Source organism: Priestia sp. AB, assembly GCF_028369225.1.
In the GTDB taxonomy this organism is placed as follows: domain Bacteria; phylum Bacillota; class Bacilli; order Bacillales; family Bacillaceae_H; genus Priestia; species Priestia megaterium.
This window is the reverse complement of record NZ_JAQMYN010000004.1, coordinates 65,785-78,194: the sequence shown is the minus strand read 5'-3', so window position 1 is coordinate 78,194 and position 12,410 is coordinate 65,785. Positions and strand designations below refer to the sequence as shown.

Annotated in this window: 17 protein-coding genes; 5 read left to right on the top strand and 12 right to left on the bottom strand. The window is 37.6% G+C overall.

Going from position 1 to position 12,410, the window contains the following annotated elements:
- Positions 1-143: 143 nt before the first annotated feature.
- Complete coding sequence (locus POF52_RS13345) at positions 144-500, bottom strand: hypothetical protein (RefSeq protein WP_013083823.1); 357 nt, start codon at positions 498-500, stop codon at positions 144-146.
- A 66-nt stretch (positions 501-566) separates the two neighbouring features.
- Positions 567-1,433 carry a YitT family protein gene (locus POF52_RS13340; protein ID WP_013083822.1) on the bottom strand — a complete coding sequence of 289 codons (867 nt, stop codon included), beginning with the start codon at positions 1,431-1,433 and terminating at the stop codon, positions 567-569.
- A gap of 162 nt (positions 1,434-1,595) precedes the next feature.
- On the opposite strand from POF52_RS13340, the gene cobT reads away from it, so the two are divergent.
- Entirely contained in the window at positions 1,596-2,633 is a 1,038-nt protein-coding gene (cobT, locus tag POF52_RS13335) for a nicotinate-nucleotide--dimethylbenzimidazole phosphoribosyltransferase (RefSeq protein WP_016764739.1), read from the top strand.
- 57 nt (positions 2,634-2,690) lie between these two features.
- Here the strand turns inward: cobT and POF52_RS13330 are convergent, their stop codons facing one another.
- The gene (locus tag POF52_RS13330; RefSeq protein ID WP_013057740.1) at positions 2,691-2,825 is read right to left on the bottom strand and encodes a hypothetical protein; all 135 of its coding nucleotides are present in this window, start codon (positions 2,823-2,825) and stop codon (positions 2,691-2,693) included.
- Between the two features lie 318 nt (positions 2,826-3,143).
- Between POF52_RS13330 and POF52_RS13325 the strand changes: the two genes are divergently transcribed.
- Entirely contained in the window at positions 3,144-3,824 is a 681-nt protein-coding gene (locus POF52_RS13325; protein WP_271993148.1) for an FHA domain-containing protein, read from the top strand.
- A 15-nt stretch (positions 3,825-3,839) separates the two neighbouring features.
- On the opposite strand, the gene POF52_RS13320 is transcribed toward POF52_RS13325, so the two are convergent.
- The 3 genes from POF52_RS13320 to POF52_RS13310 form a co-directional block, all read right to left on the bottom strand.
- Positions 3,840-4,607 (bottom strand): class I SAM-dependent methyltransferase, encoded by a 768-nt coding sequence (locus POF52_RS13320; protein WP_176584167.1) that lies wholly within the window; start codon positions 4,605-4,607, stop codon positions 3,840-3,842.
- A 193-nt stretch (positions 4,608-4,800) separates the two neighbouring features.
- Positions 4,801-5,262, bottom strand: coding sequence for a DinB family protein (locus POF52_RS13315; RefSeq protein ID WP_013083818.1), 462 nt, complete (start codon positions 5,260-5,262; stop codon positions 4,801-4,803).
- 120 nt (positions 5,263-5,382) lie between these two features.
- On the bottom strand, positions 5,383-5,658 hold the full coding sequence (locus POF52_RS13310; RefSeq protein ID WP_013057736.1) for an AbrB/MazE/SpoVT family DNA-binding domain-containing protein: 276 nt from the start codon (positions 5,656-5,658) through the stop codon (positions 5,383-5,385).
- 412 nt (positions 5,659-6,070) lie between these two features.
- Here POF52_RS13310 and rpsN point away from each other — a divergent pair, with 412 nt between their 5' ends.
- Entirely contained in the window at positions 6,071-6,340 is a 270-nt protein-coding gene (rpsN, locus tag POF52_RS13305; RefSeq protein WP_013083817.1) for a 30S ribosomal protein S14, read from the top strand.
- A gap of 29 nt (positions 6,341-6,369) precedes the next feature.
- On the opposite strand, the gene POF52_RS13300 is transcribed toward rpsN, so the two are convergent.
- On the bottom strand, positions 6,370-7,890 hold the full coding sequence (locus POF52_RS13300) for an SH3 domain-containing protein (protein WP_176584165.1): 1,521 nt from the start codon (positions 7,888-7,890) through the stop codon (positions 6,370-6,372).
- A gap of 559 nt (positions 7,891-8,449) precedes the next feature.
- On the opposite strand from POF52_RS13300, the gene POF52_RS13295 reads away from it, so the two are divergent.
- Positions 8,450-8,983: a GrpB family protein gene (locus tag POF52_RS13295; protein WP_013083815.1), complete on the top strand. Its 534-nt coding sequence runs from the start codon at positions 8,450-8,452 to the stop codon at positions 8,981-8,983.
- Between the two features lie 36 nt (positions 8,984-9,019).
- On the opposite strand, the gene POF52_RS13290 is transcribed toward POF52_RS13295, so the two are convergent.
- From POF52_RS13290 to POF52_RS13275, 4 genes are all read right to left on the bottom strand, one after another.
- On the bottom strand, positions 9,020-9,700 hold the full coding sequence (locus POF52_RS13290) for a DUF4397 domain-containing protein (protein WP_271993147.1): 681 nt from the start codon (positions 9,698-9,700) through the stop codon (positions 9,020-9,022).
- A 115-nt stretch (positions 9,701-9,815) separates the two neighbouring features.
- Positions 9,816-10,253: a hypothetical protein gene (locus tag POF52_RS13285; RefSeq protein ID WP_016764734.1), complete on the bottom strand. Its 438-nt coding sequence runs from the start codon at positions 10,251-10,253 to the stop codon at positions 9,816-9,818.
- A 92-nt stretch (positions 10,254-10,345) separates the two neighbouring features.
- Complete coding sequence (nfsA, locus tag POF52_RS13280; RefSeq protein WP_016764733.1) at positions 10,346-11,083, bottom strand: oxygen-insensitive NADPH nitroreductase; 738 nt, start codon at positions 11,081-11,083, stop codon at positions 10,346-10,348.
- Positions 11,084-11,112: 29 nt separating this feature from the next.
- Positions 11,113-11,397 (bottom strand): putative quinol monooxygenase, encoded by a 285-nt coding sequence (locus tag POF52_RS13275; protein ID WP_271993146.1) that lies wholly within the window; start codon positions 11,395-11,397, stop codon positions 11,113-11,115.
- Positions 11,398-11,601: 204 nt separating this feature from the next.
- On the opposite strand from POF52_RS13275, the gene POF52_RS13270 reads away from it, so the two are divergent.
- Entirely contained in the window at positions 11,602-11,916 is a 315-nt protein-coding gene (locus tag POF52_RS13270) for an ArsR/SmtB family transcription factor (RefSeq protein WP_013083811.1), read from the top strand.
- Between the two features lie 19 nt (positions 11,917-11,935).
- Here the strand turns inward: POF52_RS13270 and POF52_RS13265 are convergent, their stop codons facing one another.
- The gene (locus POF52_RS13265; RefSeq protein WP_016764731.1) at positions 11,936-12,271 is read right to left on the bottom strand and encodes a CHY zinc finger protein; all 336 of its coding nucleotides are present in this window, start codon (positions 12,269-12,271) and stop codon (positions 11,936-11,938) included.
- Positions 12,272-12,410: the final 139 nt, after the last annotated feature.

The window sequence follows — 12,410 nt, the reverse complement described above, 5'->3', positions numbered from 1 at the left end:
CAGGACCTTGAAAAAAAATCCAATCTTAAACGCGTGGAAAATAGTAACTGCGACGAGCGGTTTTTTACTTGCGCTGTTTATCTTTAAAGTCCGAAAAGGAAGATAACCATATAAAGAAAGCTCCTCGATTGAGGAGCTTTTTATTATTTAGTAATAGGAAACGTCAAGGGAGTCACTGTTGATAAAGAATCTCTGTAAGAATGATAAGTGAAATAATGACGTGTTGGACTATAAATAGTCATGTAAAGTAAATAATCATATTTCGTTTCCATATAGAAAAAAACGCCGTCTGCGTGGAGTGTATAGAAAGAGTACGAAATCCCGAGCAGCGTTTGCTTTTGTACACTTGTGCTTGGGTTTTCTTTAATCCATTCATACAGTTCAAACACACTCACTCCTGGTGATGATTGCAGCGTATGTACTTTGTCATATAACTTATCCGATACATCGGAAACCGACTGTTTTAATTGGTGAAATAAGTTGGACATTTGTTCTTTCATTGTGGTGAGCTCCTTTACGGGTAGTCAGCTATTAGCATGCTCAGGGAAATCCACACTTATGTATAGTTAGTGGATGGCTGATTTGAATTTGCCGCCCTGCGCTTCTTGGGTATCCATAATGGTTGTAAAGGCATGTGGATCTATTTCGGAAATAATGGTTTTAAGCTTGGTAATTTCCAAACGCGTTACAACTACGTATATGACTTCTTTTTCTGTACCTTCAAATCCGCCTTTACCATACAGTTTCGTCACGCCGCGGCCTAAACGATGCGTAATAGCGTCTGATAGCTCTTCATAGTGATTTGAAACTATAAAAGCTGCTTTTGTTTCATCAAGCCCTTGAATAATCGCATCGATTGTTTTAGAAGCAATATAGTACGTAAGGATCGAGTACATAGCCTGTTCCCACCCTAGCACAAACCCTGCCCAAGCGAAAATGAAGATATTTAAAAACATCACAAATTCGCCCACAGAAAACGGGATTTTTTTTGTTAATAAAATACCTAAAATCTCAGTTCCGTCTAACGCTCCACCGTGACGAATGACCGTTCCTACACCTGCTCCTAACAGCAGTCCGCCAAATACAGTAGCAAGAAGCGGTTCAGATGTTACAGCTGGAACATGGTGCAACTGAGATTCTACAATGGATAAAGCAACAACTGCAAACATAGATGAAAAGCAGAAGTTACGACCAATTTGTTTGTATCCACTATATAAAAAAGGGAGATTAAAGATGATGATAAGAAGACTGAACGGCAATTTCGTTAAGTACACTAAAATTAGGGAAATACCGATAATACCGCCATCAATTACAGAATTTGGGACTAAAAATAATTCGATAGAAACGGCAGCCAAGGAAGCCCCAATTAACATCATAATGTAGCGATAAATGAGCCGACCTGCCTTTTCCTTTTTGTGCTGTTTCGTTGTCATAAAATCTTTCCTTTCAAAATACTGCCTATACGCAACTCTTACTAGTATAACTAAGTCTTGGGAACTCTATCCAATTATCTACTTTAAAAAAGACTAGCCAGAATAAACAAAATCCTGTTAAATTAAACGGTAGACATTTGCTGAAATAAAGGAGCGGTACATATGATAAACATTTATATTCCAGCGCTTCAAACAAGCGCTGGTGAAAAAGCGGCACGCTATATTGATACATTAACCAAACCGATAGGAAGCCTTGGAAGACTCGAAGAAATAGCAGTGGAATTAGCGGCCATGACCGGGGAAGTTTTTCCGACAGTCACGCCGCCAGGGGTCCTCGTTTTTGCAGGCGATCATGGAATTGTAAAAGAAGGAGTTTCAGCTTATCCGCAAGATGTAACGGCACAAATGGCGCTGAATTTTTTACAGGGAGGAGCAGCTATTAACGTGTTTAGTCAGCAAATAGATGCCCAGTTCAAATTGATTGACATCGGCATTGCTTCTGACCTTTCCCATAAAGACCTTGTACAACGCAAAGTGAAGCTGGGCACAGCAAGTTTTTATAAAGAAGACGCGATGACGCGCAGTGAGGCAGAACTGGCTGTTCAAGTCGGATATGAAGAAGCTGAAGAGCTTATTGCCCAAGGAATTAAATGTTTGATTGTAGGAGAAATGGGCATCGGAAATACTACGTCAAGCACGGCTATTTTAGCTGTATTGACAGGAGAAAAAGTCTCTAAGCTTGCAGGAATGGGCACAGGGATTTCTGACGAACAACTGCGCCACAAAGTGAATGTGATTGAAGAAGCGCTGCAAAACAGGCACATTAACCCTCAGGATCCGATTGATATTATTAGTAAAATAGGGGGTCTTGAAATTGCCGGGATGACAGGTGCTATGCTGGCGGCAGCTGCTCACCGTATTCCTATTTTAGTAGATGGTTTTATTTGTACAGTTGCAGCCCTTCTAGCAACAGAAATCAATACACAAGCAAGAGACTATATGTTTGCTAGTCACGAATCTGTTGAACAAGGTCACGCGTGTGCAATGAAGCTTCTTGGCAAGAAACCGCTCCTCAACCTCAATCTTCGTTTAGGTGAGGGAAGTGGAGCTGCTGTTACATTTCCACTGCTGCACTCAGCTTCACTGATGATTGCCAATATGGCCACATTTGAATCTGCGGGAGTGTCTGAGAAAGAATAAACCTAAAAAAGACATGGGAACAAAACCATGTCTTTTTTCTTTATTTTATAAAAAAATTTATATTTTTAACATCATAAACCAATAAATGCTAAAGCTAGCACCTGTTAAAATAAATGATCCAATAATTAACAATACCAGTGCAACGCGTCGTTTAATCGCTTGAATTTCTCTATCTTTTGGCAAACGTCCCATTGGTCTTCCTCCATTATGTAAATATTTCACGTATTTTCCTATTTTACTCCGCTTTAAAAAGAGAGAACATATGTCAAAGTTACTAAAAACTAAATTATTTTACAAAAAAATTGTATCCCCGTTACAGCAGGGCAAAGAATACGTATTTTTTCAGTTAGAAAAGGACTGCTCTAAAGGTTTACTTACATGGCAACAACCTTTATCATATAACTGACTATACTATGATGTTATCCAAAGTTGGAAGAAATCTCAATAAATGTGAGTGTTATAATTACATGATAAGAGTCAGAAAATTTTAAAAAAGAGTGTGAGCAAACAATGAACGGTATGTTGATTATTCGGAACGGTGCTCCTTTTTATGAAGGAGCTTCCGTGCCTATTCCAAAAGATAAAGCCTGTATTATCGGACGAAGCAGTGAAGAATGGGAGCCTTATCTGGCCTTTCAAAGTGCTTACATTTCACGCAAGCATTTTGAAGTAACGTACGAAAGCAATGCCTTTTTCATTACAGACTTGTTTAGTAAACACGGGACAAAAGTAAACGGAGAAGAGTTACAGCCTGGAACCCCTCTTTTATTGAAAGAGCAGGATGTCATTACCTTAGCAAATGAGGAGGCAGCTTTAGTATTTAGAAATGATGATATGGATGCAACCCTTGATTTAGGACCTTTGCTAAAACAAATAAATAAGCCATTTTACACATTAGATCCAATTTTGCAGAAAGTAAAAGTAAAAGAGGAAACGTATATTCTGTCAGATAAAGAATATGCGTGCTTAGCTTATCTTCTAGAATACAACAATCAATTTGTTTCAAAAGAAGCATTAAAAAAAAGCGTTTGGCCTGAACGAGTAGAGTCAAATGGAGAAATTCTAGTAGCAGCAGAAGAGCTGAATGCGCTGATTTACCGGGTTCGAAAAAAAATAGGAACATATTTAGAAATCGAAGTGATTCGAGGAAAAGGATATTGGCTGCACTTTAACGAAAATGGACGTGAATAGAATCACGTCCATTTTTTAATCTCGTTTTACAGCATGTACACGTATATGTTTAGCTTCTGCTAGCCAAGATCCATTTTGAAATAGTTTGTCTTGCATTCGATTTTCTAAGCGCGTAATGAGGACATTTTTAGTTTCTGTCGTCACGTGAGCAAAAAGAGGGGCTGCATTTGTTTCCAGCCAATTACGCAAGCCATTTTCCCCTTTTAACAAAAAGGGACGGCTGTAGTGAATAGCCGTGGTGACTTGAAAATTCTGTGACTCCAAAAGAGAAGAATATTCAGCTACAGAAGGAAAGTACCATGGGAAATCTACATCGTTATAAGGGATATCAAACGTTTTAAATTGACGGATGATTTCTGTAAAAATTTCGTCCATGTTTCCTTTTCCCCAAAATTCTGCTACAAATCGGCCGTTTGGTTTTAAAGCATTGTAAATGTTTTTAATGACAAGGTGAGGGGGACGGATGTCGTGTAAAGTTGCATTTGAAAAAACTGCGTCAAATTGTTCGTAATAAGGAAGGTTAAGGGCATTTAACTGTTCAAAGGATAGAGTTGGGTACTGATGACGAGCTTGTTCAATCATATTTTCAGAGCAATCGATGCCCGTTGCAAGGACATGAAGCTTATGAAGCTGCGAAATAAATTCGCCAGTGCCGCAGCCAATATCTAAAATATGTTCGCCAGCTTGAGGAGAAAGAAGGTTCATAGCACTTCCTCCAAATGAAGAAACAAACGGAAGATGATACACTTGAGCAATTTTTTGTTGGTTAACAGTTTGACTCATGAAGTGATTCCTCCTTTGTAAAAGATGATGACTATCGTTTTATAAGAAGAAACAAGCTTTGAATAGTAGATATGAAGTTATTGATAGAATTATACCATATATCTTACTTATTATGCCGAAAACTGCAAAGAAAAAGCGCACCAAACTTCTAGCTTGGGCGCTTACAAGCACGAACTATTTTATAACCATTAACTTAACCAAACTGAACAAAAAGAGGAAGATCCGTATGACCCATCTCACGTACGTAGACGTATAAATTTCCTTTATGATGAATTTCATGGTCAATGGCCATTTGTAAAAGTTGACTTCCAGGAAGCTTTCTTCCAAACGCTGCAGTGGCGTCAATTGTTTTGTTTAAATCATCTTCGCTAAGTGAACGTAATACGTCTACTGTTTTTTGGGTATATTCAGCTGCAAGGTCCGATAATGACTTACCGCTAAAATCAGCTTTTTGACCAAGTGGCGATAAATCACCGGATTTTACCACTGATGCAAATGCATAAAAGGATGTTAAAATATGCGTAGATAAGTCAAAAGCGGACATAGATGTCGGGGCAGGCTTGTATTCGTAGTGACCTGCTTCAATTTTGTTGATTAATTCATTAGTTACGTTTCGATGTGCTAAAAAGTGATGAGTAATTTGTTCAACTGTCATGATGAAAGGCTCCTTTATTATGTATTCGCTCCTGAGTATAGCATCTGGAAATCAGAAAGCGAAGAAAAAACTTTAACAAAAAGAAAAACAGCTGCATGTGAGCAGCTGCTTTTCTTTTTATTAGAAATTACGTTGTTTTAATTCTTCAAGTAATAACTCCATACCTTCGCGGCTTAAAGTTAATTTGCCATCTGCGATTGTTACGTTGTCAGAAGATACTTCGCCAGTAATCGCACAAGCACCGTTCGGCTCATATTTCTTTAAAATAATTCGATCTGTTTCGACAAAAATTTCAACAGGATCTTTTACATCTATTTCAAGAACACGTCTTAACTCTTTAGGAATTACGATACGACCTAAATCATCTACTTTTCTTACAATACCAGTCGATTTCATTTTTTAATCACCTTTACTTTTATATTTTATTGAGTACGCAAAATATTATTTTTGGAATTTCTAAGATGATTATATACTAGATAACCGCTAAATTTGTCGAAGTTATTAATATGTAAATGAACTGTAATATTATTGAAATATTATCTGTAAATACAAATCCTCCTACAATATGGAATATGTAGGGCTCTTTGTATGATATAGGAGATGCAGGAATTAATTACATTTGACATACAATTTTTTTTATGTTTGTACAGCAGCATGGAGGTAGAGTACATGTAAGCGTGAAAGCAAACAAGTTGAAAAAATGAAGAAAATATGATTAAATTTAAAAAGTGACTTGCTCAAAATAATTAAATCGTAATGATTACGTATTTCAAATAAAAATTATTAAAACGAAAGGATGACAAAGAGTTTGGCTAAAAAATCAAAAGTGGTAAAAGAACAAAAACGTCAAGAGATGGTAGCGAAGTATGCGCAATTACGCCAAGAGCTGAAGGAAAAAGGAGATTACGAAGCGTTAAAAAAATTGCCTAGAGATTCTTCGCCAACGCGCTTAAATAATCGCTGCCGCGTTACCGGTCGTCCGCGAGGCTATCTTAGAAAATTTGAAATGTCACGCATCGCGTTTAGGGAATTGGCCTACAAAGGACAAATTCCAGGAGTCAAAAAAGCAAGCTGGTAGTATAAAAGCCCTCATTATGAGGGCTTTTATTATTTATTAGCTGCAAAATATCGAGCGATCCCTTGGTAAATACCTGTAGATATTTGCTGCTGATACGCGTTAGAAGAAACAATTTGCTCATCGTGAGCATTTGATAAAAAGCCTAATTCAAGAAGTACAGCCCGCTGGTTGTTTTCTCGAGTAACATAATAATCTCCAAAACGAACCCCCATATCCTTCATAGAAGGCGCGTTTTCAGCCATGCTTTCTTGAATGTATTTTGCTAATTCTTTATCTTTAGATTCACTGTAATAAAATGATGCGATGCCGTTTGCAGAAGATGAAGTAGACGCGTTATAGTGAATGCTGATAAATGCATCTGCATGCTTTGCTTCACTAACATTCACCCGTCCGCTCAGTGAAATAAAAGTATCGTTTGAACGCGTCATAAATACATTTGCTCCAGCATTAGCTAAGCGGCTTGCCACAAGTTTTGCTGTTGTTAACGCTAAATTTTTCTCAATCGATGACTTGCCTGACGTGCCAGGATCATATCCGCCGTGCCCAGCGTCTACTACAATAATTTTATCTTTTAAAGCAGCAGATGAGGAAGGCAAACTAGCTGAAGTTGTAGAATCAGCCGCAGCTGTTAACCCTTTTGATACCCATGCTGTTTGACTGGCAGAATACTGAATTTGCACCCAGTCATTCGTTTCGTTTACTTTTTTGAATCTTTCACCTGCTTTTGCTACACGGATAATTCCAGCACTTAAGCTCGGCTGAGTGCGTAAATTTGAAGCTTTTGTAATTTGAATCGACTGGGCTGTTTGTGAAGACTGTCCAGAACCTGTTTGTAAGTACTGACTTGCTACCCAGCCTGTTTTGCCGCTTGCTGTTTTAATCTGGGACCAGGATCCGCTTTCTTTTAACACGGTTACTTTTGCATTTCGCGGTAAGTTCGTCACAATGGACGCGCTTGTGCTCGCAGAAGAACGAACGTTTAATGAACTGGCGTTAACGACCGCTGGCTTGGTTGCCGCAGAACCAGAGTCATTAGTCGGTGTAGAAGAACCGGAGCTTGCTTGTAGGTACTGACTTGCTACCCAGCCCGTTTGACCGCTTGCCGTTTTAATCTGTGACCAAGACCCGCTTTCTTTTACCACCGTTACTTTTGCATTTCGCGGTAAGTTTGTCACGATGGATGCGCTTGTGCTTGCAGAAGAGCGAACGTTTAATGAGCTCGCATTAACGACCGCTGACTTCGATGTCGAATTTGCGGTAGACGTACTGTTTATTTGCGTTTTATTTATGTATTGAGATGAAATCCAAGCTTCTTTACCGTTATAGGTAATTTTAGCCCATCCTTTGCTTTCATCTACTATATCAACGGTGTTTCCCTTCGTTATTTTTCCAACGATAGCACCGCTTGTACTAGGTGTTGCACGTACATTTAACGATGTAGCAGTTACTTTGGCCGATTCAGCTGCATCTGCATCAATTGAATGCAAAAGCAATGAAGAGCTTAAAAGAACAGAAGAAACGGCTGTGTACATGACATGTTTTTTATTCATTTTTTCCTCCTTGCAAATTACAAATTTCAACATAAGGTTATTGGTATACAAAGCATATATCGGCAAATAGTCCAAAATTTTGAGTTAAATCTACTATTATCTCATAATACCGATATTATCCATCATACTATATGTCGAAATTCAATTGTATAATGAATTTGAACTAGCCGTCATCATTAGGGGTAAATTTTACATTAATGTAAAATATAGTTATATTAAAGGTAGAATTTAGCGATATTAAAGACCTTTAATCCTTTGTTCATCTACATTTTGAGGATATGTCTTCTACTAGTAAGAACGTAAAATAGTATAAAACAGCTGAGTGTGAATATGATAGAGGAGAGATAGAAAATAAAAGCTTATCTATCTTTTGGAGGAGGAAACATCCACAATTATGAAACATTTAGAATAAAAATAACAAAAATATATAAAATAATACAAAGCCTGTCTGGAGGGGTGTAAAGCTCGTAGCATAAACTAAAAGTAAATAGTTAGAAAATTCTTTCTTTTTACTTTGAAACATGGTACAGTATAAAAAAGTGAAAGGGTGGAAACTGATATGCGAAAGATTGTTCAGTATGAAACAAAGTGGTCGCTTTTGTATCAAATGGAAAAAGAAGCGTTGCTTAATACACTAAAAGATTTTTCAGTAGACATCGAACATATTGGAAGCACGTCCGTTCCAGGATTGGCTGGTTCACCAATCGTTGATATTTTAATCGGAGTCAAACGCGAAGAAGATATAAATGAAGTGCGCGCTATATTAAAAAATAAATCTCACGTATATGTAGCGGAAAAAGAGATGTTTGTCTTATTAAAAGAAGGCGTTCCAGCTGCACACTACCCTCCAATTATGACAGCTAAAAATGCCCGTAAGCTCATTCCACATGATGCGAGAAGAAGTCATGTGTACGTAACGGTCAGTGAATCACCTTACTGGAACGAACGAATTAATTTCAGGGAGCAGTTACGCTCGAACGAACGTGCTAGAAAAAAATATGAAGGTATGAAATACGAGCTTTCAAAACGACTGTGGAACGATATTTCTACCTATGAGTACAAAAAAGAGGAATTCATTCAGCGCAGTCTATAAAAAACGTCATTTCAATTGAAATGACGTTTTTTTTAATTAATTATCTTGTAAAACAATGGGCTCAAGCTTGTCAGCAGTATTTACTGCGAGAACCGTATAGTTTTTACCACTTTGAAGATTTGTTCCAGGAAGATTTAGTATTTCTTTTCCATCTGCCGTGGAAACAGATAGATCATACGAACCCGGATTTACTACTTGATAACCTGAAATGCTTTTAAAAGACAGATCTTTAAATAAAGGAGCAGCACCTTTAGGACCTACGTTTACCGCAGGAGCATCAGGAGATAAATGAGCAACACGTAAGCTTGCTTTTCCATCCATTCCTTGCTTATTATTCGTGAAAGCCTGTAGTTCAAGGTTTTCTGCTTTATTTACAGCGGCCACTGTATACGATTTTCCACCGTCTACAACAAGGGTAACTTCGATGATGGAATCTTTTGTTCCTTTTGTCTTCGCTTCGTATACTTCTACTTTATGAGAACCGGCTGCCAAAGGCAAAGAGTTGGCGACATCTTTAAACTTTGCTCCTTCTACTAAAGCTTTGTCATCCACAAAAATGTCTACAGCCGGAGCATCCGGTGAAGCATGAACGATGCGAACTTCTGCATTTTGAGCTGTTCGCTCATCTGCAGCAGGAGGTGTTTCAGCGGCAAATACTAACATGCGGCTAAGTGCCAAGAAGGCAATCACTGCTACCATTACGAATAGTCGTTTCATCAAGTATCACTCCTTTTTTAGTATACACAGCTTTATGTAAAGAGAAGGACTGTGCAGTTGTTAGCGTATACTAAATAAAATCAACTATTCGTTTGTTTGTTAACTTTTGATGTGTTTACTGAGATTTCTGACGAAAAAAACGAAGAATAGCCAAAATATTGTACAGAGCTGTTAAGAGCCATGTCAGTAAAAAGCCTAGGCCAAGCCCAATATTGGCATCTATATACGTATGCGTGAAGTCATCATATACGACGTAGGAAAGAGGAGCAATCGACAGTAAAAATAGAAGAAAAAACAAAAGCGTTTTCCATTTGTTTGAAGTGAAGGTTAAACAAAAGAAAAGGAAAGCAGCGAACAATAGAAGACCGTCTCGAATAGCCCAAGGTAAAACGCCGATATGTGGATTAGCAAGAAGAAAAGTCGGAACAATTGAAAGGAGGAAAAGGAGAGAAAGTAAAGTCACGTGAAGAGTGTGCTTTTTTGTAAAAGCCGGCACCAATAAAAACGCTGCGGTTGCGCTTAAAAGAAAATTACAAATTAAAATAAACTCCATATCAACACCTCATTTATTGAGTATTACTTTTAGTCTATTCAGCACGTTGTTAAAGTAGATAAAAAAGCTGCGATGTTCATCGCAGCTTTTGGTTATTCGAATTTAAATCCTTGTTTTTCGAGCATCGCTCGAACTTCTGGATAATAAATGGTTTTATAAATAGCTGATACAGTTTGTGACCAGTTGCGGTCATCAGCACCGTTTGTTCTCTTTTTCATATACTCTGCCATTTCAGCATCATAGTCTTGAATCAATGACTTTAAGTCGTGATTATAGCTTTCACGATGGTGCACAGCAGCTTGTGGCAATCGAGGCTTTTTCGCAGAATGATCTGCCGGATGTCCAACCACAAGACCGCTTACTGGGAATACGTATTCCGGTAAATCGAGCAGTTCAATGACTTCTAGCGGCTTTCTGCGAATTCCTCCGATTGGGACTGTACCTAAACCGAGTGATTCTGCTGCAACTGTTGCGGCTTCTAAAGAAATTCCAGCATCAGTTGCCCCGACTAAAATTGATTCAAGCCCATCGGTTACGCCAAGGGGAGCATCGTTAAGTTCAGCTGCAATCTTAGCACGATTAAAATCTGCACAAAAGATTAAAAATAGAGGAGCTTGGTCGATCCACGCTTGGTTGCCGGCAAGCTCTGAAAGTTTTTTCTTCTTTTCTTTATCTTGGACGCTAATAATAGTCACTTGCTGTCCATTAATAGAAGAAGCGGCTGACTGAGCAGATTGAATAATTGTATCTAAATGCTCGTCACTTACTGCTTCGTCTGTATACTGACGGATAGAACGATGATCTTGAATTGTACGAATTGCTTCATTCATGAGGCGTCATCCTTTCAAAGAAGTTATGATTAACCTTGTAATGTTTTTACATCTAAAGGTGCTACAAGTACGCCAGTTTGAGCAAATGCTACAAAACTTTGGAAGTGAGCTGATTTATTGTGTGCTTGAATTGCTTCTTCGCTTTTCCACTCTTCAATCATCATAAATGTGTTAGGTGTAAAAGCATCTTCAAATAGTTGATAGTTGCTGTTTCCTTCTTCTTGTAAAGAATGCTTAATTAGTTCTTGTACGTTTTCTAAAAATTCTTCTCTTTTTGCTGAGTTAACTTTCATTGAAGCTTGTAAATGAATCATGGGTGATTCCTCCTTTAATAATGATGGTGCTTTATATTATTTGTTTTGTTTTTAATCTTTCATTCAATTTATGATTAAAATGAAGATAAGTTCGAATATCATCGAACAATGAAACTATAACACCGATTAAATAACAGTGCAAGGAATTTAGTTCGAAAGTTATCGAACATTGATACACAAAAGAAGCTGTGTTATATTTTAAGCATGAGAAAACCTTATCAACCACCGAAATCTGAAATTAAATTAACGCCTATTTTACACGCGTTGAGTGATCCTAACCGGCTGCGAATTGTACAGTGTTTAGCGACAAGAAAGGAGCAGACCTGTTCGTATTATCAAAAATTAAATGTATCAAAATCAACGCTATCACATCATATTAAAGTACTTCGCGAAGCTGGAATTATCAAACTGCGTATAGAAGGTACGCAGCACTATTATTCCTTGCGTTTAGAAGAACTTGAGGAATTGTTCCCAGGTCTGCTTCCTTCCATTATAAATATAGATGAGCAGTTATTTTAAAAGCTGAACAATGTTTTGTTCAGCTTTTTTGTTCAAAATAAATGTGTCCATGCAGGCTGCATCCAGGATTAAAAGAAGAACGACAGTGAGGGCAAGTCGAGTTACAGGTTAAATATTCATGAATTGATAGCTCATGTTTACATACTCCGCAAAGAATAGCTTTTTCATTAAACATAGCTTTTGGCCACTTTTTAATATCATGATCAGCATATCCGTTATGACATTGATAGCATGGATAATATGTATTACAGCAATAAAATTTTATTGCGATAATATCTTTATCCGTATGATAGTGCGTACAGCGCGTTTCGGAATCTACCGTATCACCTTTTACTATGGGTGCAGATTTGTTCATTATCATCACTCCCTATGAAAAGTATAGCATGCTTTTATACGCCTTATCATACATATGTAAAAAGAAAAATGCTATAATAAAACCATCGTTTTACATGTCAGATTGCATGCTAAAAAGATCAGATAAAAATTGATGTCAA